Below are 22,470 nucleotides of genomic sequence, written 5' to 3'. Positions count from 1 at the left end.
CTCGTATTGGAGGTATTTGGGGGATACGGGGGTGGTTACCATACGCTCCGCCCCCCGTCCACGACCATGTTCTGGCCTGTCATGTAGCTCGATGCATCCGAGCATAGGAACTGGATGGCGGAGCGGTATTCGTCGACATGGGCCATGCGGCCCATCGGAATCAGCCGCGTCAGCCGTTCGACGAATGCGGGATCCTGATTGTTGAACACGCCGCCGGGCGAGATCGCGTTCACGCGCACGCCCTTGTCGGCCCAGTAGGTCGCCAGATACTTGGTGAGGCCGATCAGGCCGTGCTTGATCACCGAATAGGTCACGGGCTTGACCGGCTGTTCCTCCTCGCGCGTCACGTTCGGCTGGCGGTAAAGCCGCTGGTCCGGCGCGATGACGCCGAGATCGGAAGCGATGTTGAGGATCACGCCGCCGCCGCGTGCGGCCATCGCACCGCCGAACACCTGCGAACACAGCATCGCACCGGTGAGGCCGACCGCGATCTCGGTCTGCCACTGCGGAACCGGAAACGCCTCGAAGCGCGACGAGTGCATCACGCCGGGCGCCGACGTCACCTTCGGATCGATCGCGGCATTGTTGACGAGGACGTCGACGGTAATTCCGCGGGAAACGAGCTGCTCGCTGACCTCCTCGACCGAGCCCGCCGAGGTCACGTCGAGCGCGGCGGCGACCAGATCGGCTGACGGCGTCTTGTCCTTGATCGCGGCAATCGCAGCTTCCGCCTGCGCGGTTCCGATATCGGTGACGACGACGCGGGCGCCGATCTCGACCAGCGCCGCGACATGCTGTCGTCCGAGCAGGCCGCCGGCGCCGGTGACGAGCGCGGTGCGCCCGGTGAGGTCATAACGCGAGGCGGGAGCGGTCATGGCAAGACTCCAGTTCAGGCGCGCAGCTGGCCGCCGTCGGCGACGACGACGGTGCCGGTGATGAAGGACGCGCGCGGCGAGGCGAGAAAGGCGACGAGGTCGGCGATCTCCTCCGGCCTGCCGAGCCGGCGCAGCGCGACCTCGCGCGTCAGCATGTCGTCGACCGCGGCCTTGTTCTCCCTGAGCTTGCGTTCCCAGGTGCCCTCAGCCGCAAGAATGTTGCCGGGCGCAACCGCGTTGATGCGGATGCCCTCGGTCGCGAGCGGACGCGCGAGACCGCGCACCGTCGCATTGAGCGCCGCCTTAGCCGCGGAATAGGTTACGGGCGCGCCGAGCGCAGCGAGGCCACAGATCGAGGAGATGCAGACGATTGCGCGCTCGCCGCTGCCGCGCGCCATCACCGGCCGCGCCGCCTCGATCATGTTGGTGGTGGCGAACAGGTTGAGCGAGATCACGCGCGACCATTCCGCCGAGGTTTCCTGACCCGGCGGAACAGAGGCGCCGCTGCCGACATTGCAGACGAGGACGTCGATGCCGCCATGCCGCTGCTCGACCTCGCGCACCAGCGCTGCCGCCGAGGCGGGATCGGTAACATCGGCGGTGTGGCAGGACGTCGCGCCGCCAATCTCCTGTGCGGCGGTCTTCAGTGTGTCGGCCCCGCGCGCGGCGAGCGCAACTTTCGCGCCTTCGGCAGCGAGCGCCTGCGCGATCGCACGGCCTATGCCGCGGCTGGCACCGACGACCAGGGCAACGCGGTTGTCGAGCTCGAGCTTCATCGCCGGGCCGCCCCGATCCAGCCGATGGTCATGTCGCGGTAGCGGGCGAGCGCGCCGGCGTGATCACCGTCGGCGGCGCGCGCAGTCTGCAGGATGTATTGTCCGGTGTAGCCGGACTGCTCGATCAACCGGATCGCCTTGGCGAGGTCGGCCGCACCGGTGCCGAGCGGCACCGTGGTGCCGCCACGCAGGCGGTCCTTGACATGGACGTTGAGGATGCGCGGCGCGTAGGCTGCGATCTCCTCCGTGCTGTCATAGCCGAGCGAGGCGCTGTTGCCGACGTCGTAATTGATGCCGAAGGTTTCCACGGGCAGCTTTGCGATGAATGCCGCCAGCGGTGCCGGCGGCAGATCGGATTCGAAGACGATCTTGACGCCCTGTCTTGCGAGGGACGCCGCCCGGTCGCGCAAAACGTGGAGCAGCGTCGCTTCCTGCTCGGCGGTCTCGATCTTGCCGTTGTCGACCAGCGGGATCACGACGAATTCGACGCCGAGCTTGCTGCAGGACGCCACGACGAGATCGAGATCGTCGACCAGCGCGGCTCGCGCGCTGCCGCTGGCTTTCCAGAACGGAGCCTGCATGAAGCAGTCGCCGGTCAGGCTCGGAATCCGCAGGCCGTTGGCCTGCGCGACGCCGATAATGTCCTTTTGTCCGGCTTCGGTGGTCAGCGGATTTTCGCGCAACCGGTCCTGGTCGATGGTCCATTCCATCCGCGTCAGGCCGAGCGCCTTGGCGCGCGGAAATTCCTCCCGCCATTCATTCCATGGGAAGGCCTGGATCTTGCCGTCGACCATGGCCGACAGCCGTCCCTGCATGAAGCCGATGCGTTGAAGCGGTGAGGTCACGATGTGCGATCCGTTGATATAGCGAGGCCCTTGGCGGTCCAGCCGCCGTCGACGAACAGTTCCTGCCCGGTGACATAGGCCGACGCCGGCGAGGCCAGGAAAATCGCTGCGCCGACCATGTCGTCGGGCTGGCCCCAACGGCCGAGCATGGTGTGGCGGCGGCGGTCTTCATGCATCGCGGGATCGGCGTAGCTGCCGGCCGTCATCTCGGTTGCGACATAGCCGGGCGCCAACGCGTTGACGCGGATGCCGTCGCGGGCGTAGTCGGCCGCCAGCGCGCGGGTGAGGCCGGCCAGGCCGGCTTTCGCGGCGACATAACCGGGATTGCCGGGGAAGCCGCGCACCGAATTGATGCTGGTGACGTTGATGATCGAGCCACCGCCGGCCTGCTTGAGCAGCGGATAGGCCGCAAGGATCGTGGCGTAGACGCCGGTGAGGTCGGTTGCGACCGTGGTGCGGAAGCGCTGCAGCTCATCGGCCTGGCCCGCCGGCAGGCTGATGCCGGCGGCGTTGACGAGGATGTCGAGCCGGGCAACCTGAGTGAAAGCGCGCCGGATCGCCGCATCATCCGCGAGATCGCAGGCAATCGCCGTGACGGCCTGCGGTGCTGTGCCGGAGCGGCTGAGGCCGAACACGGTCGCGCCTGCGGCTGCAAGGCCCGCCGCGATCGCTGCGCCAATGCCGCGCGAGGCGCCGGTGACGAGCGCGCATCTGCCCTGGAGCGAGAAAGCGGTGAGGTCAGGCATAGCCATAGCTGCGCATGATGGCCGCACAGAGCTTGATGTCCTCGATGCGGTCGATCTGGAACATCTTGTGGCGGTCCATCAGCTGCATCCCGATCTTGCCGCCGAGGCGGTTCTGCTGCTCGCGCAGCAATGAGGGAATGAAAACGTAGAACGAGCCGTTCTCGAGATAGCGTTTCTCGATCTGCTGGCGCATGCGGCGGTTGTGGAAGTCGTAATTGATCGGCTCCGGACCTGATGTGCCGATGCGCCAGTTGAAATAGTCCTCGACCTCGCAGACCGAGAGCAGGCTGTCGAGCTGCTCCCGCTCGAAGGTGTCGAGCGCCTTTTCGATGTCGCTGGATTCGCGGATCGGCGAGGTCGCCTGCAGCGCAACGATGCGCTCGAACGGGCCGTGGGGGCGGTCGACGGCTTCGAGCGCGTGCAGCCAGGCCGATTCCGAGGAGGCGAGATCGCCGGAGATATCCTCAGGCCGGCGAACGCCGATCGCACCGGCGGCTTCGGCTGCGGCGAGGATCGTGTCGCTGTCGGAGGAGACCGCAACCGCATCGACGCCCCGCGCGGCCTTGGCCTGGATCACGGTCCAGGCGAGCAGCGGCTTGCCGCAGATGTCGATCAGATTCTTGTTCGGGATGCCCTTGGAGCCGCCGCGCGCCGCGATCACCGCCAGCGTGCGCTTTGCTTCTTGCGTGGTCATATGCGGCCCTCAAGGCGCTCGAACGCCGTCCAGAAACCTTCGCCCATGTTCTTGTGACCCTGCCAGATCTCGGGGATGAAGGAGGCACCGGGGGCATGCTTGCGCAGCACCGCGCCGATCTCGTCGAAATCGATCTCGCCTTCGCCGATCTGCAGGCCCTCGCCGTCGAGGCCCTTGGCGTCGCCGAAATGCAGATGCGCGGTGTGCGGGCCGAGCTGCGCCAGGCCTTGCGCGAAGTCGAATCCGAAATGATTGGCAGCGAGTTTGGTGTGGGAGATATCGACGCACATCCGCAAATCGTGCCTGGCGCAGAACGCCGCCGACTCCTCGGGGAAGATGAAGATGTTCTGGTGGCGCTGGCCGCCGAAATGCCAGGGGAAGGGCGCCATGGTCTGCGGGATCAGCTCGACGCCATCCATGTCGAGCTCCTTCAGGCTCGCCGCGAAGATGCGATAGCGCTCGGCTTTCTCCTCCGGCGGCAGCGGCTCGTCCATCGTGAAGCCGCCGATATTGGCGACGATCGGCGGCCGCTTGGTCTTCGGAAAGAACTTCTTGAGCCCGCGGGTGATGTCGATCACCGCCTGGGTCTGCTCCAGCGAGTAGCGCCGCAGCGCCTCGTCCGGCGTCGCCAGATCCATCAGCTTGCTGCCGGCGAACAGCTCGGGGGCATGCACGACGAAACCGAGATCGTAGGTGCCGGAGAGATAGGCGGCAGGATCGCGCTCCATGTCGCTATAGCTGAGATGGAACTCGATGATGTCGGGCTGGCAGATTTCCAGGAAACGCTCGGTGTCGTGATAGCGCACCGGCACGCCCCAGGGCCGGTCGAAGCGATAGCGCCGCGCCTTCGCCGCGCCCTCGTCGAGGTCGCTCTGGAAGAAATAGTCGTCGGCCGACATCTTGCGCGCGATGCGCTTGCCGATCAGTGCCGGCATCTTCAGCGGCGACAGGCCCTGGCCCGGGCTTTTCACGGCGACGTCGGCGTCCGAGATGACCGTGCCCGCGGCGATGTCGCGCGCGGCGACCAGACTCTTGGCGAGGTTTTCGCGGTTGATCAATTCGCCCTGGCTCAGCACGCGCTCGGCAAGTTTCTCGCCGCGCGCGGCTTCGACTTCACGGATGCCGCTGACCAGCGCCTTGAACTCCTCCGGCTCGAGGCTCGCGGCATGGTCGGGGCCTTCCATCTCGCGGTCGAGCGTGATGTGACGCTCGATCAGCACCGCGCCCATCGCCACGGCGGCCGTCGACACCGCGATGCCGCGCTCGTGGCCGGAATAGCCGACAAAGGGATGGATCTCGCGCAGCGTCTCCATGAAGCGCAGATGGATGTTATGGAGCGCGGCGGGGTAGGTGCTCTGACAATGCAAGAGAACGTAGTTCGCCTTGCGATCGTCGAGGAATTTTGCGGCAGTCTTGATCTCGTCGGAGGTGCTCATGCCGGTCGAGACGATCAGCGTCTTGCCGGTCGCGGCAAGTTTGGCCAGCAGAGGCAGGTTGGTCAGGTCGGCGGAGGCGACCTTGTAGGCGTGGACGCCGAAGCTCTCGAGCACCGCGACGCTCGCAGCGTCCCAGGGCGTGCAGAGATACTGGATGTTCTTTGAGGCGCAGTAGTCGGCGATGCGGCGCTGCTGCTCGGTTGTCAGCTCGAACCGGCGCAGCAGATCGAGCGTGTACTCGACCGCGAGATCGTCGTCTTTTCCGGACAGCGAGGAGGCGCGATAGACCTCGTCGAGCTTGCGCATCTGGAATTTGGCGCAGTCGGCACCGGCCGCGACCGCGGCGTCGACCAGCTTGATGGCGCGGTCAAAGTCGCCATTATGATTGTTGCCGATCTCCGCGATGACATAGCACGGCTGGCCGTCGCCGATGGTGCGGTTGCCGATCGTGATCGTTGCGGCTTGCGTGGTCGAATTCATCAACATGCTCGATCTATGACCTCACCGCGGCGGGGAACCGCGATTTCCAGGTGCGCAGTCCGTTCTCCTCGAAGGCGATACGGGAGCAGCGCAGGCCCCTCTGCTCCAGCGCCGAGATCAGCGGATAGCGCTCGAACGGACGGACGAAGAAGATGAAGTAGCCGCCGCCGCCGGCGCCGAGCAGCTTGCCGCCGACGGCGCCATGCGCCTTGGCGTGATCGTAAATGCCGTCGAGCTCGGTCGAACTGATCTTCGAGCTCAGGCGACGCTTGGCGTGCCAGGCCTGGTCGATCAAATGGCCGCATTCGAGCAACTGGCCGCGCAGCAGATGATGGCGAAGCTGCCGCGTGAGTTCCTTCTGGGTCGCCGCGGCGGCGACCGCGTCGGTGGTCTGGTGCTGTTCCTTCTGGTCGCGATGCACCGAGCCTGAATCGTGATTGGAGCCGGTATAGCAGAGCACGAGGCTCTCCTCGAGCTCGGCAACAATGTTGGGATCGAGCCGCAGCGGCACGATGGTGTTCTGCTCGGAGGAGAACTCCATGTGATTGAAGCCGCCGAACACCGTGGCGTATTGGTCCTGCCAGCCGCCGGGGATGTTCAGCATCAACCGCTCCGCCTGGAACGCCATCTCGGCCATCTCGTGCCGATCCCATTGATCGCTGCGGAACTCGTTGAAGCAGCCAATGATCGCGGACGACACCACCGCCGAGCCACCAAGACCGGAACCGACCGGAAAATCCGCCGACACGTCGAGATCGAAGCCATAGGCCGGCTTGATCAGGCGGACAACCGACTTGATCAAGGCCAGTTCGCCCTCACTGCCAAGGCTAGCAAGATCGTCGGCCTCGATCTTGCGGCGGAAATCGTGCGAGTAGATCCGGATGCGGCTGTCGTTGCGCCGGCGAAGCGTCGCATGCGCGTACATCGCGATCGTCGCGTTGATCACCGCACCGCCATTGTCGACGAAATAATGCGTAAGGTCGGTGCCGCCGCCGGAAAAGCTGATGCGCACCGGCGAGCGGGCCCGTGCGAACACTTCACTCTCCTCGGAGAGGCTGAACACGTCGCGGCTGAACACGTCGACCAGGCGGCCAGCCGGATCGAGGATCGGGACGACGTGGACGCGTTGGTCCAGGAGCTTGAGGATCTGTTCGCGCGGCGCGCCGGCGGGCGCTGAGACAAAGTCACGGTTGATGCAGCCGGCAACCGCGCCGCTGATCGCGATGCCGGTCAGGAGCCGCCGGCGGATATCGCCGTCGGTGACCGCGCCGACGATGCGCCCCGCATCGTCCCGGGCGAACAGAATACCGAGCTTGTTGGCATTGAGGCGCCGAAACGCCTCCTCAATCGTCTCGGTCTCGGCGATGGTGAGGTGGCTCGTGTCTGCCAATGTCATGAATCCAAAAATAATAGGGAGTACAATGCCTTAACCCCGTGGCGAGCCGCTCGGAAACGCCCCCATTTTCGAGTCGTTAGATACGGCAGGGGGGAGGATCATGCAAGCTGCACGGCAGTGGCGCTTAGTGGCCTTGTATGCTAGCGCGCCGGAATACGGGGGCTCTTGCGGGGTGCGGACTGCGCCGGAACCACCGTTGACGTCCCGGATCAGGGCTCGCGCGCTTGCAGACGATTGAACAGTTCCTGGAGCCTTGGGTGCCCGCCGTCCGGCGGGCCTCGTTGTTCTTGCCTGCGCCGATCCGGCCCACGCCGATCCATTTCTCGGCGATTTTCGTCTGGGTCATGTCGGCCAGCATGGCCCTCATGGCAGCCATGGTGCGATGGCCGATGCCCGGACCGCATGTCTGGGTGTTCCTCAAGGCCGTTCTGCTGCTCGGCGCCGTCGTCTCGGCCGCGATCCTGGCGATCGCGCGGGTCGAGCGCCTTGGCGGCTCGCTGGCCGAGGTGCTGGTGGCGACCATGCTGACGCTGTTCCTGCCGTGTCTCGCCTGGCTGCTCGGAGGGGCGACCGACCTTGTCGCGATTCCGATTCTGCTGGTTCTGTTTGCCGCAGGCCTGCGGCAGGTCGTCCTGGCGGCGCGTCGTGCGCTGTATCAGACCGCGCTGGCGATCGTCTGCGGGATCCTCGCCGGGGTCGGCTATTTCCTGCTGATCAATTCGCTCGGCATGGCCAATGTGCTGTCGCCGGAACAGGTGCTGATCGGCGTTATCAATCTTGACACGCTATTCCACGCGACCATCGCGAACATGCTGATCAAGCACGGCGTGCTGAGCATCGGCCTCGATGGTTTCGGGCCGCTCGAGTATCATGTCCTGTCGCACATCTGGTTCGGGTGCGCCGGCCTGTGGCTCGGCACCGATACGATCACCGCCTACTATGTCGGCGGACAATTCGTCGCGATTCCCCTGCTGTTCTTCAGCCTTGCGCTTGCGACCTATCTGGTGCGGCCAGCCGCACGAAGGCTCGGCAACGGTGCGTTGATCCTGCTGCTTCCGTTGCTGTTGCTGCTGCTGAGCGAGATCTACGGCTGGACGTCGTATCTGGTCTCCGAATCCTATTCCCTTGCGCTTATCTTTTTCCTGCTGGCGTTGCCGGTCCTCGCGGAGATGGCGCGCGTCAGACCGCATCGCGCGCTGGATCTTCGTACCGTATCGCTCGCCGCCGCGGTGGTCCTGATGCTGCTCAGCAAGGTTTCCGTCGGGGCGGTGTTCGGAGCAGCCTTCTTCTACGTGTTGTTGCGGCTGTGGACCGTGACGCTGCTCGGATTTCTCAAGCTGTCGGCTGTCCTGGCTCTGGTGTCTGTCGTGGGACTGGCCACGCTGTACGGCAATTTCGGCGGGTTTTCGACCTTCGATCCCTTCAGCTTCGTCTACGACTATCCTGAAGGTGCCTGGTCGAACATCCTCGCAAACGCGACGCTGCTCGTTGCGGCGGCCGTCGCCTGGTGGTTCGGTGCGCCTGAGGGGCGGCGATCCGCGGAGATGTTCGCGTTGATCGCCGTGGCTTCAACGATCCCGGCGCTGTTGCTCTCGATTCCCGGCGGGTCGGCGTATTACTTCATCAATATCGGGACCTTCGCGGCTGCCGTGTTCGTCACCGCCTATGGCGGCGCGCCGCTCTGGCGATGGGCGCCGCGGCTGTTCCGGCCCGAGTTCGTGCTGGCAGCGATCCTGGTGGCCGTGCTGCAGACGGATCGGAAGATCAACAGCCCCTTCGTGCTCGGCAACCAGCTTGCCGAAATGCAGCGGCGCACCCGCGGTGCCCTCGCCGAAGGCACCATTGCGGATCCGGATCCCTGGCAACGCGTCCTGACCGTGCTCGACCCGACCAATGAGAACCGGAGGCTTTTCGCCAAAGACGTCAGGCGCCTGAAACGCGCGCAGGCTGTGCGGACCCTGGTGGACGCCGGCCTTACCCGGACGCGGGATGCCGCCGTTTTCGTTCCGCCGGAGAATTCGGCCTACTGGATCTCCTATCGCAACTGCAAGGCCATCTCCTTCTTCGTTCCCGCCATGTTTGGCGTGCCGATGCTGCGCGGGCTCAACCCGGTCAGCGCCGAATGCAACCAGGAACGCTACTACGGGTATGCAGCCTATACCCCTGACTCGATATCGCGAGACATGACGGACGCCGACCTCTGCACCCGTGGCGCGAAATGGGGTCTGAAGACCATCTTCGTCCTGACCTCGCCGGTTGAGGTCCGCAAGGTTGTGTGCAGTCCGTAAGTCCCAGCCGGAGCGACGGGGGCCTGCTTGCCCTGGGAGGGGCTTTGTGAGTATTTGGCGGGGATTCCGGCGAGGCGCCGGGCGACCTTGGCTTCGGTCGGCCTTGCCCACGTTCACCGGCGATAGCCGATCTTACCAGCGATAGACAAAGGCTCTGCATGATCAGATTTGGCCTGCTTGGATGCGGGCGTATCGCCAAGCGCCACTCCGATCTGTTGGGTGGCAATCACATCGCGGGTGCGGGCCTGGTTGCGGTCTGCGATCCCATTCGCGCGCGCGCCGACGCGATCGCCGCGAAGTTCGCGGTTCCCGCCCACTACGACATGGAGGAGTTTCTCGCCCGCAAGGACATCGACGCGGTCGCGGTGCTGACGCCGAGCGGGCTGCATCCGGCGCATGTCATCGCCTGCGCCAAGGCGGGCAAACATGTCGTGGTCGAAAAGCCGATGGCGCTGCGGCTGCAGGATGCCGACGACATGATCCGCGCCTGCGACCAGGCCGGCGTCAAGATGTTCATCGTCAAGCAGAACCGCTTCAACGTGCCTGTGGTCAAGGCGCGCGAGGCGCTCGACGCCGGACGCTTCGGCAAACTCATCCTCGGCACCGTGCGCGTGCGCTGGTGCCGCGATCAGGCCTATTACGACCAGGACGACTGGCGCGGCACCTGGGCCTATGACGGCGGCGTGCTGACCAACCAGGCGAGCCACCACGTCGACATGCTGGAATGGTTCTTCGGCGACGTCGTCAGCGTGCATGCGCGCGGCATGACGGCGCTGGCGAAGATCGAAACCGAGGACACCGCGGTCGCGACCCTGAAATTCCGCAACGGCGCGCTCGGCATCATCGAGGCGACCACCGCGGCGCGGCCGACCGATCTCGAGGGCTCGCTCTCGATCCTCGGCGAAAAAGGCACCGTTGAAATCTCCGGCTTCGCGGTCAACCAGATCAGGCACTGGCGCTTCGTCGACGAACTGCCGTCGGACAAGGACGTGGTCGAGAAGTTCTCAGTCAACCCGCCGAATGTCTATGGCTTCGGCCATCAGGCCTATTATCACCACGTAGTCGATTGCCTGGAGAATCAGCGCGCGGCGCTGGTCGATGGGCTCGAGGGCCGCAAGAGCCTGGAGCTGATCTCGGCGCTGTATGAGTCGATCGAGACCGGCGCCGAAGTGCCGCTGCGCTTCACGCCGCGACTCAGCCGGTTGGGTATGGTCTCGTGAACAAGCCCGACATTCATCAAGCCGGCGTGCGCGACGTCGACTTCGGCACCGGCGTGAAGATCGTCGAGCCCTGCAATCTCTATGGCTGCAAGATCGGCGACGACTGCTTCGTCGGCCCCTTCACCGAGATCCAGACCGGCGTGGTGGTCGGCGCGCGCACCCGCGTGCAGTCGCATACCTTCATCTGCGAACTGGTGACGATCGGCGAGGATTGCTTCATCGGCCATGGCGTGATGTTCGTCAACGACACCTTCTCGACCGGCGGCCCGGCGCGTGGACGCCGCGACCTGTGGCGCGAGACCAAGATCGGCAATCGCGTCTCGATCGGCTCCAACGCCACCATCATGCCGGTCAAGATCGCCGACGACGTCGTGATCGGTGCCGGTTCGGTGGTGACGAAGGACATCACCACATCAGGCACCTATGCCGGCAATCCGGCGCGCCGGCTGTTGACTGGACCCTAGGAGACCACAGATGGCGGTGCCGTTTGCCGATCTGCAATTGCAGTATCAGAACATCAAGGGCGAGATCGACGCGGCGATCGCGAACGTGATCCGCGACAACGCCTTCATCCGCGGCAGCTATGTTGATGCCTTCGAGCGCGAATTCGCGGTTGCTGCCGAGATCGCACACTGCGTGTCCTGCGCCAACGGCACCGACGCCATCTATCTCGCCTTGAAGGCGCTGAAGGTGCAGCCGGGCGACGAGGTGATCACGACGGCGCATTCCTGGATATCGACGTCTGCGATGATCACCCATTCGGGCGCCACCGTCGTGTTTTGCGACACCGACGGCGCGACCTTCACGATCGATCCGGCGGCGATCGAGGCGGCGATCACGCCGCGCACCGTTGGCATCATCCCGGTGCATCTCTACGGCCAGCCCGCCGACATGGACGCGATCATGGCGATCGCGAAGAAGCACAAATTGTGGGTGATCGAGGATTGCGCGCAGGCGCATCTGGCACGCTACAAGGGCAAGATGGTCGGCAGCTTCGGCGCGGCCGCGACCTATTCGTTCTATCCGGGCAAGAATCTCGGAGCGATGGGTGATGCCGGTGCCGTCGTCACGAATGATGCCGCACTCGCGGAGCACATGACCATGCTGGCGCGGCACGGTGGCCTGGTGAAGCACCAGCACCGTATCGAAGGCGTCAACAGCCGGCTCGACGGCATGCAGGCCGCGATCCTCTCGGCCAAGCTGCCGCATCTCGCCGACTGGACCAAAGCGCGGCAGGACGCCGCCGAGGTCTACGATTCCGGCCTCAACCAGATCGAGGACGTGACGGTGCCGCAGGTCGCGCCTGACCGCAGCCACGTCTACCACCTCTACACGATCCGGCATCCGCGCCGCGATGCGCTGGCTGCGCATCTCAACGCCAACGGCGTGCAGACCGCGATCAACTATCCGACCGCGCTGCCGTTCCTCGCCGCCTATGAACGGTTCGGCCATCGCACCGGGAAATTCCCGAATGCGCATCGCGACCAGGGACAGATCCTGTCGCTGCCGATGTTTGCCGAGATCAGCCGTGCGCAGCTGGACGAGGTGATCGAGCTCGTGCGGAAATTCTAGCGCTCGTCCGCGATCACCTTGCCATCATTGGGCAGCGCACCGGCGCCGACCAGTTCGACATTGCCGCCAAGCTTCGTCACCGCGCGAAGACTTGCGCCGAGCTCTTCGCGTAGCGCCTCGCTGGCCGCGGCGGCCTCGGCCTTCAGCGTCATCACGTCGGTCTCGCCGGCGCGGCTTACGACGAGGCGGAGACGACCGAGCGACGGATGGCGCTTGCCGATCTCGGCGATCTGCTCGGGGCGCACGAACATGCCCTTGACCTTGGTGGTCTGGTCGGCGCGGCCCATCCAGCCCTTGATGCGCATGTTGGTGCGGCCGCACGGGCTCTTGCCGGGCAGCGTGGCGGTGAGGTCGCCGAGCGCGAGGCGGATCCAGGGGTGATGCGGATCGAGCGAGGTCACGACGATCTCGCCGACATCGCCAGGCGTGACCGGATCGCCGGTGCCGGGCCTGACGATCTCCATGATCAGGTCCTCGTTGACGGTCATGCCGTCGCGCGAGGGCGTCTCGAACGCGACCATGCCGAGATCGGCGGTGCCGAACGCCTGATAGGCATCGATGCCGCGCGACTTCATCTCCTCCTGCAGCGACTTCGGGAAGGCGGCACCCGACACCAGTGCGCGCTTGATCGAGGAGACGTCGCGCCCGGCGGTCGCCGCGGCATCGAGCAGGATCTTCAAAAAGTCGGGTGTGCCGCTGTAGCCGATCGGGCGATAGGCCTCGATCAGCTCGAACTGCTGCTCGGTATTGCCGGGACCGGCCGGGATCACCGCGCAGCCGAGCGCGCGGGCGGAGGCGTCGAAGATGAAGCCGCCGGGGGTGAGATGATAGCTGAACGTGTTCAGCACGACGTCGCCGGGGCGGAACCCGGCCGCGAACAGCGCCCGCGCGCCGCGCCAGGGGTCGTTGTGGGTGCCTTCGGGCTCGAAGATCGGGCCTGGCGAAGTGAACAGACGGGAGAACGAGCCGGGCTTGTCGGCCACGAGGCCTCCGAATGGCGGGGCAGCCTTATGCAGGGCAGGGAGTTCCGACTTGCGCAGCACCGGCAGCCGCGCCAAGGCGTCCCGGCTGGTGATGGAGGCGGGATCGACCCCGTTCAGCCGCTCAGCATAGGCGGGCGCCCGGATGGCCTTGCGCAGGATCTCCGGCAACCCGGCGAACAGCGCGGCTTCGCGCTCGGCCGGATCGCGCGTTTCCAGGGCGTCATAATGCTCGGACATGGCGGGACCTCAATGGCTGGCGCGGGTTGCGCGGCGTCTTGCGCGTGCTATCAGACGGCGGCAACCGGGATTGGTCTGGAACAAAGAATGGCTGAAGCTGAGAACGCCGCGGGCGAAGCCGCCGACGTCGTGGCAAGATTGAAGGGCCGCATGATCGAGCAGGCGCTGCCGCTGTGGGCAAGCGCGGGCTGGGACGACGAAGCGGGCGGCTTCTTCGATCGGCTGCATCCGGACGGCAGTGCCGATCGCGATGCGCCGCGCCGCGTCTTCGTGCAGGCGCGTCAGATCTATTGCTACGCCAAGGCGGCGCAGATGGGCTGGTATCCCGAAGGCCGCGCGATTGCGCTGCGGGGGCTCGACTATCTGCTGGCCAAAGCGAAGGCGCCGGACGGCAAGCCCGGCTTTGTGCACCGGCTGACGTCTGATGGCGGCGTGCTCGATCCCTTGCGCGACTCCTACGACCACGCCTTCGTGCTGTTCGCGCTTGCGACCGTCTACAGCCTCGACCAGGACGCGCAGGTGCGCGCCGAGATCGATGCGCTGCTGGCGTTCCTCGATGCGAAACTGCGCTCGCCGCATGGCGGCGTGCTCGAAGGACTGCCGCCGTCGATGCCGCGCCGGCAGAACCCGCAGATGCATCTGTTCGAGGCGATGATTGCCTGCTTCGATGCGACCAAGGACCTGTCGTTCCAGCAACGCGCCGGCGAATTCTTCGTGCTGTTCCTCGCCAATCTCTACGACAAGCAGAAGCACGTGCTCGGCGAGTATTTCGAGGAGGACTGGTCGAAGATCAATCCGGTCAGCGTCGAGCCCGGCCACCAGGCGGAGTGGGTCTGGCTGCTGAAGGGATTCGAGCGCATCACCGGCTGCCCGACGGGGCGGCCGCGTGGCGAGCTGCTCGCATCCGCGTTGCGCTATCGTGACGCGGCGACCGGCTGCCTGGTCGACGAGGGTGATACCGAGGGCAACATCCGCCGCCACTCGCGGCGGCTGTGGCCGCAGACCGAGATCGCAAAAGCGTGGATTGCGCAGGCCGAGTCGGGCGAGGCGGGTGCCGCGGACGAAGCCCGCGCCGCGCTGGTGCGGCTTGAGCGGCACTATCTCGACCATCCGGTTAAGGGCGGCTGGTACGACCAGTTCGATCGCGACGGCAAATCGCTGGTCCCGACCATCCCTGCGTCGTCGTTTTATCATGTGCTCTGTGCAGTCAGCGAAGCTGAACAGGTTTTGAGTTAGTTACAGCCAGCGCTTGCGCCGCTTGAAGCTCTTGAGGTTCTTGAAGCTCTTGCGCTGGTCGCCGGCGCCGCCGAGGTAGAATTCCTTGACGTCCTCGTTGTCGCGCAGTTCGTCGGCCGAGCCGTCGAGCACGACCTTGCCCTGTTCCATGATGTAGCCGTGGCTCGCCACCGACAGCGCGGCGCGCGCGTTCTGCTCGACCAGCAGGATGGTGACGCCGAGATCGCGGTTGATCTCCTTGATGATCGCAAACACCTCTTTCACCAAGAGCGGCGACAGGCCCATCGAGGGCTCGTCCATCAGGATCATCTTCGGGCGCGCCATCAGCGCGCGGCCGATCGCCAGCATCTGCTGCTCGCCGCCGGAGAGATAGCCGGCGAGGCCGGTGCGCTCCTTCAGCCGCGGGAAATATTTGAAGACCATGTCGATGTCGGCTGAGACCTCGTTGTCGCGGCGGGTGAAGGCACCGAGCCGCAGGTTCTCCAGCGACGTCATGTCGGCGACGATGCGGCGGCCCTCCATCACCTGGAAGATGCCGCGGCGGACGATCTTGTCGGGATCGATGCCGTTGATGCGCTCACCCTCGAACAGGATCTCGCCGCGCGTGACCTCGCCGTCCTCGGTCTTGAGTAGGCCCGAGATCGCCTTCAGCGTCGTCGACTTGCCGGCGCCATTGGCGCCGAGCAGGGCGACGATCGAGCCCTTGGGCACGTCGAGGCTGAGCCCGCGCAACACCAGGATGACGTCGTCATAGACGACCTCGATGTTGTTGACGCTGAGGATCGCCGGCGGTGGGACGGCGGTCGGCGCGGGGCGGGTGGCTTCGAGGGTTTGGGTCATGTCGCACTACTCTCCACTGTCGTCACCCGCGCATGCGGGTGACCCAGTATTCCAGAGACGCCGATGCTCATCTGATAGGCCGCGGCGTACTGGATCCCCCGCATGCGCGGGGGATGACAACCTGTTTGGTGGCGACTGGTGCGCCACTCACCACCCAAACCATTCCGGCTTGCGCGGCAGCTCGACGGTCTTGACCTTCTCGAGCTTGATGGTGCCCTTGCCCATGAGGTCGTTGATGTCGCCATCGGTCGCACCCGATACCTTGGAGCGATAGAGGTCGACCTTGAGCGTGCCGCGATGATCCTTCTCGGTCCAGGTCGAGGGATTGCAGACGCCTTCCATGCCCGCGGGCACCCAGTCCTTCTTCTGGTAGAAGCCCTTGGCGACGTTCTCGCCGGTGGCGCCGCCGTTCTTGGCGGCCCAGTCGAGGGCTTCCTTCAGATAGAGCGCGCTGCAGACCGCGGCGATGTAGTGCACGGGGCGGTACGCCTTGCCCGACGGATCCGACATCTTGGAGATTTCCATCAGAGTCTTCATGCCGGGCGCGTTGCCGCCCCAGCTCACCGCGGTGCGCAGCGGGAAGATCACGCCGTCGGCGGCATCGCCCGCGGTCTTGGCGGCGTTCTCGTCCATGCCCCAGACATTGCCGAGGAACTGGACGTCGACGCCGGCCGTCTTGCAGGCCTTCAGCACCGAGATGTTGGAGGCGGCGGTGTTGCCGAGATAGGCGTAGTTGGCGCCGGAGCTCTTCAGGCTCAGGCACTGCGCGGAGTAGTCGCCCGGCGCGAGCGCGAACACCAGCGGCGGCAGCACCTCGAAGCCGAGCTCGGTGGCGAGCGCTTCACCGGCGGCCTTCGGCGCGTTCGGGTAGGGGTGGTTGGCGCCCATGTGGACGAACTTCGGCTTGCCCGACTTGCCCTTGGCCTTCCAGTCCTCGGCCGCCCAGGTCAGCATCGCGCGCATCGAGTCCGAATAGCTCGGACCGTAGAAGAAATTGTACGGCGCGGGCTTGGCCTTGCCGCTGGTGCCTTCCGGATCGGTGAGCGCGGCGGCGTAGGAGCCGGAGATGTCGGGGATCTTGTCCTGCGCGAGGAAGCCGGTCAGCGCCTCGGTGTCGGCGGTGCCCCAGCCCATGATCGCGGCGACCTTGCCGTCCGGCGCCGACCACTTCTTGTACAGCGCGATCGCGCGCGGCACCTGGTAGCCATAGTCGTTGCTGTCGACACTGAGTTGCTTGCCGCCGACGCCTCCGTTCTTGTTGACCCAGGCGAAGGTGTCCACCACGCCCTGTCCATAGGGCGTGCCGACGTCGGAGGTGCCGCCCGAGAGGTCCTGCAGATGGCCGATCGGAATCTGCGCCTGCGCCGTGGCCGATACGCCGCCGATCAGCAGCGCCAAGGAGACCGTGCTCAAAAGGGATTTGATCGTCATTGGGTCGTTTCCTCCTGTTATTCGTTGATGCCGTCTTTTCAGGTCCCGTTCCTGCGTCAATGCGAGAACGGGTAGAGTTTCCAGTAGGTCTTGATCTGCCGCCAGCGATGCGCGAGCCCGTCGGGCTCGAACATCAGGAAGCCGATGATGATCAGGCCGATCGCGATCTCGCGCAGGAACGTGATGTTGTTGTTGAGCTGCAGCGCCTTGTCGATCGCGCCGCCCTTCAGCTGATGGCTCAGCCACTCCATCGATTCCGGCAGCAGCACGACGAAGGCCGTTCCCATCAGCGTGCCCATCACCGAGCCGGTGCCGCCGATGATGACCATGGCGAGGAACAGCACCGAGCGCTCGATGCCAAAGCCTTCCTGCGAGATCACGAGCTGGTAGTGCGCATAGAGCGCGCCGGCGATGCCGGCAAAGAACGCGGCGAGGCCGAACGACAGTGTGCGGTATTTGGTGAGGTTGATACCCATGATCTCGGCAGAGAGATAATGGTCGCGGATCGCGATCAATGCGCGACCGTCGCGCGTGCGCATCAGATTGGTGACCAGCAGGTAGGAGATCACGAGATAGGCCAGCACGACGTAGAAATATTGCTTATCGCCGCGGAAGGTGTAGCCGAAGATCGAGAACGGATTGGCGCTGGCCGGCACCGAGCCGCCGGAAAACCATTCGGCACGGGAGAAGAAGTCGAGCAGGATGTACTGCGCGGCGAGCGTCGCGATGACCAGATAGAGCCCCTTCAGCCGCGCCGCCGGCACGCCGAAGATCAGCCCGACCAGTGCCGTGACGACGCCGGCGAGCGGGATTGCGAAGAACACCGGGATCGGCGCGTTGTTGGAGATGTAGGCCGAGGTGAAGGCGCCGAGCAGGAAGAAGGCGGCATGGCCGATCGAGATCTGGCCGGTGAAACCGACCAGCACGTTCAGGCCCAGCGCCGCGATCGCGAAGATGCCGATCTGGATGGAGATGCTGAGCCAGTAATTGGAGAGCACCATCGGCGCGAAGCAGGCGATGATGATGCCGGCGATCGCAAAGTTGCGGCTGGTTACGGTCGGGAAGATCGTGGTGTCGGCCGCGTAGGTGGTGCGGAAGTCGCCGGATGGGATGAGCGTGCGCGTTGCCATGATCAGACCCGTTCAATGTCCTTGGTGCCGAACAGGCCGTACGGCTTGATCATCAGGATGATGATCAGCACGTAGAACGGCGCGATCTCGTAGAGATTGCCCCAGTGCAGATACTGGCTGTCGACATATTGGGCGACGTTTTCCAGCAGCCCGATGATGATGCCGCCGAGCACCGCGCCGCCAACTGAGTCGAGGCCGCCGAGGATCGCCGCCGGAAAGACCTTGATGCCGTACGCGGACAGACCCGACGAGACGCCGTTGACCACGGCGACGACGACACCGGCCACCGCCGAGACCGTTGCCGAGATCGCCCAGGCCATCGCGAACACGCTCTTCACGGAGATGCCCAGCGACTGCGCGACTTGCTGGTTGAACGCGGTGGCGCGCATCGCCAGGCCGTATTTCGAGGCGCGGAAGAACCAGGCCATGCCGACCATCATCGCGAGTGATACGACGAGGCTCATGACATAGACGGTCTGGATCTGCAGGCCGAACAGGTTCACCGCCTGGCTCTCGAACACCCGCGGGAAGGGCTGCGGATTGACGCCGAAGATCCATTTCAGCGCGGCCTGGAACACGGTCGAGAGGCCGATCGTCACCATGATCACGGAGATGATCGGCTCGCCGATCATCGGGCGGAGGATCACGACCTGGATCGCAATGCCGAAGATGAACATGAAGACTAAGGTGATCGGCATGCCGATCCAGAACGGCACCTGATACTTGGTCAGCAGCGCCCAGCACACCCAGGCGCCGACCAGCAGCAGCTCGCCCTGCGCAAAGTTCACGACCTGCGTCGCCTTGTAGATCAACACAAACGACATCGCGACCACGCCATAGAGCGTGCCGACCACGAGGCCGTTGACGATCAGCTGGATGAGGAAGGCGGTGTTCATGTGCTATGCTGAACCTTTCGCCTCTCCCCGCGTGCGGGGAGAGGCCGGCGTGCGCCGAGCGATGCGAAGCATCGTCCGGAGCACGACGGGTGAGGGGGAGCCTCCGCATGCGCGGTGCTAACGAATCCAAGACCGATCGAGCGCGACGCCTGCGAGGTAACCTGAGCGATGCGGAAGGGGCGCTGTGGTACAACCTTCGCGCCCGCCGGCTGAATGGACACAAGTTCGTCCGCCAGGAGCCGGTTGGCCCTTACACGGTCGATTTCATCTGTCGCGAAAGCCGCCTCATTATTGAAGTGGACGGTGGGCAGCATGCCGACAGCCAGAGCGACGTCGTTCGCGACAAGTGGCTTGCTGACCACAACTACCGTGTCTTGCGATTCTGGAACAATGACGTTTTGGGTAACTTGGCGGGTGTCCTCGAAACGATTGTCACCGCGCTTGCGGAGGCTCCCCCTCACCCGGATCGCTGACGCGCTCCGGCCTCTCCCCGCAAGCGGGGAGAGGCGAAGGGATGCAGTGTGCTCGGCGACTGGCGCCCTCATTCCGCGGCCTCCGCGGTGACGGCGCGGCCCAAGTCCACCACCTGCAGGGTTGTCCGCACGCGCTGCGTCGTGCCGTCCTGGAAGCGGATCACGGTGTCGACGGGGATGTCGCGCTTGCCGCCGTAGATGCCGTCGATGATGTCGGCGTATTTCTCGTTGATGACGCCGCGGCGCACTTTTCGCGTGCGGGTCAGCTCGCCATCGTCGGCGTCGAGCTCCTTGTAGAGCAGCAGGAAGCGCGAGATGCGCTGCGCCGGCGGCAGGGTGGCGTTGACGGTCTCGACCTCTTTCTTCAGCAGCGCATAGACCTCGGGGCGCGAGGAGAGGTCGGTGTAGGTCGTGAACGAGATGCGATTCTTCTCCGCCCATTTCGAGATGATGGAGTAGCGGATGCAGATCATCGCGGCGAGCGCGTCGCGGCCGGCGCCGAGCACCACGGCTTCGGCGACATAGGGCGAGAATTTCAGCTTGTTCTCGATATATTGCGGCGAGAAGCGCTCGCCGCGCGAGGTTTCGGCGAGATCCTTGATGCGATCGATCACGACGAGCTGCTGGTTGTCGTTGTAGTAACCGGCATCGCCCGAATGCATCCAGCCGTCCTTGATGTCGGCCACCGACGCCTCGGGGTTCTTGTAGTAGCCGAGGAACATGTTGGGGTGCCGCACCACGATCTCGCCGACGCCGTTGACGTCGGGGTTGTCGACCTTGATCTCGATGTCGTCGGCCATCGGCACGCCGGTCGTGTCAGGATCGACCTTGCCGGGCGGATGCAGCGTGTAGGCGCCGAGCAACTCGGTCTGGCCGTAGAGCGTACGCAGCGGGACGCCCATCGCCTGGAAGAACTTGAAGGTATCCGGCCCGAGCGCCGCGCCGCCGGTCGCGGCCGAGCGCAGCCGGGAGAAGCCAAGCCGGTCGCGCAGCGCGCGGAACAGCAGCTTGTCGGCGAACAGCGAGTGCTTGCCGTCGGCCAGCGCTGAGAGGCCGGTCTTCATGCCGAGGTCGTAGAGCTTCTGCTTGAACGGCGAGGCATCCATCACGCCGGCGCGGACGTCGGCGGCGATCGATTCCCAGACGCGCGGCGCAAACAGCACAAAGGTCGGCGCGATCTCGCGGAAGTCGTTCATCATGGTGTCGGGCTCTTCGACGAAGTTCACCTTCATCCGGCAGAGCAGCCCTTTGCCGAGCACATAGACCTGTTCCATGATCCAGGGCAGCGGCAGCACCGAGACGTATTCGTCGTCCGGGCCCTTGGGATCGAAGGTGAGATAGGTCGCGCAGTGCCGCAGCACGCGGCCGGCGGCGAGCATCGCAAGCTTTGGATTGGCCGTGGTGCCCGACGTGGTGCAGAGGATCGCGACATCCTCACCCTTTGTCGCATCGACCAGTCTGTCATAGAGACCCGGCTCGCGCGTAGCGTGGTCGCGGCCCATCGCGACCAGCTTGCTCGCCTCCATCAGCCGCGGATCGTCATATTTCCGCATGCCGCGCGGATCGGAATAGACGATGTGCTTCAGCTTCGGCGCGCGATCGGCGAGCGCCAGCAGCTTGTCGACCTGCTCCTCGTCCTCGGCGAACACGAGCTGCGCCTCGCCGTAGCTCAGCAGATAGGCGGCTTCCTCGTCCAGCACGTCGCGATAGAGTCCGAGGCTCATCGCGCCGATCGCGTGCGTTGCGATCTCGGCCGCGACCCAGTCCGGCCGGTTGTCGCCGATGATACCGATCACGTCGCCGCGGCCGAGCCCGAGCTCGACCATGCCGAGCGCGAAATCATGGACGCGGGTCTGGTAGTCGTTCCAGGTGAACTCGCGCCACAGGCCAAAATCCTTCTCGCGCAACGCGATCTCGCTGCCATGTTCCCTGGCGTTGAGCCGCAGCAGCTTTGGATAGGTGTCGGCCTGCGCGACGCGAGCGGCGTAGTCCATCATGCCGCGCTCTCCCGCACCGCCGGCTTGTCGTCGGGATCGACGAGGATCTCGTCCTCTTCGCCGAGATAGGCGCGCTTGACGTGGGGATCGGCCAGCACGGTGGCCGGATCGCCCTCGGCGATCTTGCGGCCGAAATCCAGCACCATGACGCGGTGGGAGATGTCCATCACGACGCCCATGTCGTGCTCGATCATCATGACAGTCATGCCGAACTCTTCGTTGAGGTCGACGATGTAGCGCGCCATGTCTTCCTTCTCTTCGAAGTTCATGCCGGCCATCGGCTCGTCGAGCAGGATCAGCTGCGGCTCCAGCGCCATCGCGCGCGCGAGCTCGACGCGCTTGCGCAGGCCGTAAGGCAGGGTGCCGGCGGTCGCCTTGCGCACCGACTGCAAATCGAGGAAGTCGATGATCTCTTCCACCTTGCGGCGATGCTCGAGCTCCTCGCGCCGCGCGCCGGTCAGCCAGTACAGCGATCCGGTCAGGAAGTTGTTCTTCAGGAGGTGATGGCGGCCGACCATGATGTTGTCGAGCACGCTCATATGGTGGAACAGCGCCAGATTCTGGAAGGTGCGGCCGATGCCGAGCCGCGGCCGCGCGTTCGGATTGAGGCCGGTGATGTCCTTGCCGCGATAGAACAGCTGGCCTTCGGTCGGCTTGTAACGGCCGGAGATGCAGTTGACGATCGAGGTCTTGCCGGCGCCGTTGGGGCCGATGATCGAGAACAGCTCGCCCTCGTTGACGCCGAAACTGACTTCGGTCAGCGCGCGGACGCCACCGAATCGCAACGACACGCCGCGCACTTCAAGACTGGTCGCCACCAAATAATCCCTCCCGGTGATGGCGCTTGCTGCGCTCTTCATCCGCTTTTGCCCAAGCGATCCTAATATGACCGCGCCGGTCAGGCCATGCAGCCAATGGT

20 protein-coding genes are annotated in these 22,470 nt (G+C 65.0%); 6 read left to right on the top strand and 14 right to left on the bottom strand.

Features of this window, described 5'->3' with window-relative positions:
- Positions 1-35: 35 nt before the first annotated feature.
- From JQ604_RS33000 to JQ604_RS32970, 7 genes are read right to left on the bottom strand one after another with little or no spacing between them, the layout of a single operon-like run.
- Entirely contained in the window at positions 36-875 is an 840-nt protein-coding gene (locus tag JQ604_RS33000) for an SDR family oxidoreductase (RefSeq protein ID WP_212364898.1), read from the bottom strand.
- Positions 876-889: 14 nt separating this feature from the next.
- Positions 890-1,651 carry an SDR family NAD(P)-dependent oxidoreductase gene (locus JQ604_RS32995; RefSeq protein WP_212364897.1) on the bottom strand — a complete coding sequence of 254 codons (762 nt, stop codon included), beginning with the start codon at positions 1,649-1,651 and terminating at the stop codon, positions 890-892.
- Positions 1,648-2,496, bottom strand: coding sequence for a sugar phosphate isomerase/epimerase family protein (locus tag JQ604_RS32990; RefSeq protein ID WP_349631170.1), 849 nt, complete (start codon positions 2,494-2,496; stop codon positions 1,648-1,650). The genes JQ604_RS32995 and JQ604_RS32990 overlap by 4 nt, the downstream gene beginning before the upstream one ends.
- Positions 2,493-3,242 (bottom strand): SDR family oxidoreductase, encoded by a 750-nt coding sequence (locus JQ604_RS32985; protein WP_212364896.1) that lies wholly within the window; start codon positions 3,240-3,242, stop codon positions 2,493-2,495. Before JQ604_RS32985 ends, JQ604_RS32990 begins: the two co-directional genes overlap by 4 nt.
- The gene (locus JQ604_RS32980) at positions 3,235-3,936 is read right to left on the bottom strand and encodes an acylneuraminate cytidylyltransferase family protein (RefSeq protein WP_212364895.1); all 702 of its coding nucleotides are present in this window, start codon (positions 3,934-3,936) and stop codon (positions 3,235-3,237) included. Before JQ604_RS32980 ends, JQ604_RS32985 begins: the two co-directional genes overlap by 8 nt.
- A complete protein-coding gene (locus JQ604_RS32975; RefSeq protein WP_249159007.1) occupies positions 3,933-5,852 on the bottom strand; it encodes an N-acetylneuraminate synthase family protein in 1,920 nt (639 codons plus the stop codon). The genes JQ604_RS32980 and JQ604_RS32975 overlap by 4 nt, the downstream gene beginning before the upstream one ends.
- A 13-nt stretch (positions 5,853-5,865) precedes the next feature.
- Complete coding sequence (locus tag JQ604_RS32970) at positions 5,866-7,248, bottom strand: CBS domain-containing protein (protein WP_212364893.1); 1,383 nt, start codon at positions 7,246-7,248, stop codon at positions 5,866-5,868.
- Between the two features lie 257 nt (positions 7,249-7,505).
- Here JQ604_RS32970 and JQ604_RS32965 point away from each other — a divergent pair, with 257 nt between their 5' ends.
- The 4 genes from JQ604_RS32965 to JQ604_RS32950 all read left to right on the top strand — a co-directional run bounded on the left by JQ604_RS32965 (position 7,506) and on the right by JQ604_RS32950 (position 12,328).
- The gene (locus JQ604_RS32965; RefSeq protein WP_212364892.1) at positions 7,506-9,536 is read left to right on the top strand and encodes a hypothetical protein; all 2,031 of its coding nucleotides are present in this window, start codon (positions 7,506-7,508) and stop codon (positions 9,534-9,536) included.
- Positions 9,537-9,694: 158 nt separating this feature from the next.
- On the top strand, positions 9,695-10,756 hold the full coding sequence (locus JQ604_RS32960; protein ID WP_212364891.1) for a Gfo/Idh/MocA family protein: 1,062 nt from the start codon (positions 9,695-9,697) through the stop codon (positions 10,754-10,756).
- Entirely contained in the window at positions 10,753-11,220 is a 468-nt protein-coding gene (locus JQ604_RS32955; protein ID WP_212364890.1) for an acyltransferase, read from the top strand. Before JQ604_RS32960 ends, JQ604_RS32955 begins: the two co-directional genes overlap by 4 nt.
- Positions 11,221-11,230: 10 nt before the next feature.
- On the top strand, positions 11,231-12,328 hold the full coding sequence (locus JQ604_RS32950; protein WP_212364889.1) for a DegT/DnrJ/EryC1/StrS family aminotransferase: 1,098 nt from the start codon (positions 11,231-11,233) through the stop codon (positions 12,326-12,328).
- On the opposite strand, the gene JQ604_RS32945 is transcribed toward JQ604_RS32950, so the two are convergent.
- A complete protein-coding gene (locus JQ604_RS32945; protein WP_212364888.1) occupies positions 12,325-13,548 on the bottom strand; it encodes a phenylacetate--CoA ligase family protein in 1,224 nt (407 codons plus the stop codon). The two genes, JQ604_RS32950 and JQ604_RS32945, sit on opposite strands and share 4 nt — an antisense overlap.
- An 87-nt stretch (positions 13,549-13,635) precedes the next feature.
- Here JQ604_RS32945 and JQ604_RS32940 point away from each other — a divergent pair, with 87 nt between their 5' ends.
- Positions 13,636-14,784: an AGE family epimerase/isomerase gene (locus tag JQ604_RS32940; RefSeq protein ID WP_212364887.1), complete on the top strand. Its 1,149-nt coding sequence runs from the start codon at positions 13,636-13,638 to the stop codon at positions 14,782-14,784.
- Here the strand turns inward: JQ604_RS32940 and JQ604_RS32935 are convergent, their stop codons facing one another.
- The 4 genes from JQ604_RS32935 to JQ604_RS32920 form a co-directional block, all read right to left on the bottom strand.
- On the bottom strand, positions 14,785-15,624 hold the full coding sequence (locus JQ604_RS32935) for an ABC transporter ATP-binding protein (protein WP_212364886.1): 840 nt from the start codon (positions 15,622-15,624) through the stop codon (positions 14,785-14,787). It lies immediately after the preceding gene.
- A gap of 147 nt (positions 15,625-15,771) precedes the next feature.
- On the bottom strand, positions 15,772-17,055 hold the full coding sequence (locus JQ604_RS32930) for an ABC transporter substrate-binding protein (protein WP_212364885.1): 1,284 nt from the start codon (positions 17,053-17,055) through the stop codon (positions 15,772-15,774).
- A 56-nt stretch (positions 17,056-17,111) separates the two neighbouring features.
- A complete protein-coding gene (locus tag JQ604_RS32925; RefSeq protein WP_212364884.1) occupies positions 17,112-18,185 on the bottom strand; it encodes a branched-chain amino acid ABC transporter permease in 1,074 nt (357 codons plus the stop codon).
- Positions 18,186-18,187: 2 nt separating this feature from the next.
- Positions 18,188-19,081, bottom strand: a complete 894-nt coding sequence (locus tag JQ604_RS32920; protein ID WP_212364883.1) for a branched-chain amino acid ABC transporter permease — start codon at positions 19,079-19,081, stop codon at positions 18,188-18,190.
- A gap of 107 nt (positions 19,082-19,188) precedes the next feature.
- On the opposite strand from JQ604_RS32920, the gene JQ604_RS32915 reads away from it, so the two are divergent.
- On the top strand, positions 19,189-19,554 hold the full coding sequence (locus JQ604_RS32915; RefSeq protein ID WP_212364882.1) for an endonuclease domain-containing protein: 366 nt from the start codon (positions 19,189-19,191) through the stop codon (positions 19,552-19,554).
- A gap of 68 nt (positions 19,555-19,622) precedes the next feature.
- On the opposite strand, the gene JQ604_RS32910 is transcribed toward JQ604_RS32915, so the two are convergent.
- Both JQ604_RS32910 and JQ604_RS32905 read right to left on the bottom strand, forming a co-directional pair.
- Positions 19,623-21,551 carry a long-chain fatty acid--CoA ligase gene (locus JQ604_RS32910; protein ID WP_212364881.1) on the bottom strand — a complete coding sequence of 643 codons (1,929 nt, stop codon included), beginning with the start codon at positions 21,549-21,551 and terminating at the stop codon, positions 19,623-19,625.
- On the bottom strand, positions 21,548-22,411 hold the full coding sequence (locus tag JQ604_RS32905; RefSeq protein ID WP_212364880.1) for an ABC transporter ATP-binding protein: 864 nt from the start codon (positions 22,409-22,411) through the stop codon (positions 21,548-21,550). The genes JQ604_RS32910 and JQ604_RS32905 overlap by 4 nt, the downstream gene beginning before the upstream one ends.
- Positions 22,412-22,470 lie beyond the last annotated feature (59 nt).

The sequence above is a fragment of the Bradyrhizobium jicamae genome (genome assembly GCF_018130695.1).
Classification (GTDB): domain Bacteria; phylum Pseudomonadota; class Alphaproteobacteria; order Rhizobiales; family Xanthobacteraceae; genus Bradyrhizobium; species Bradyrhizobium jicamae_B.
Note: the sequence above shows the minus strand (reverse complement) of the source record. Positions and strands in the feature narration are given on the sequence as shown.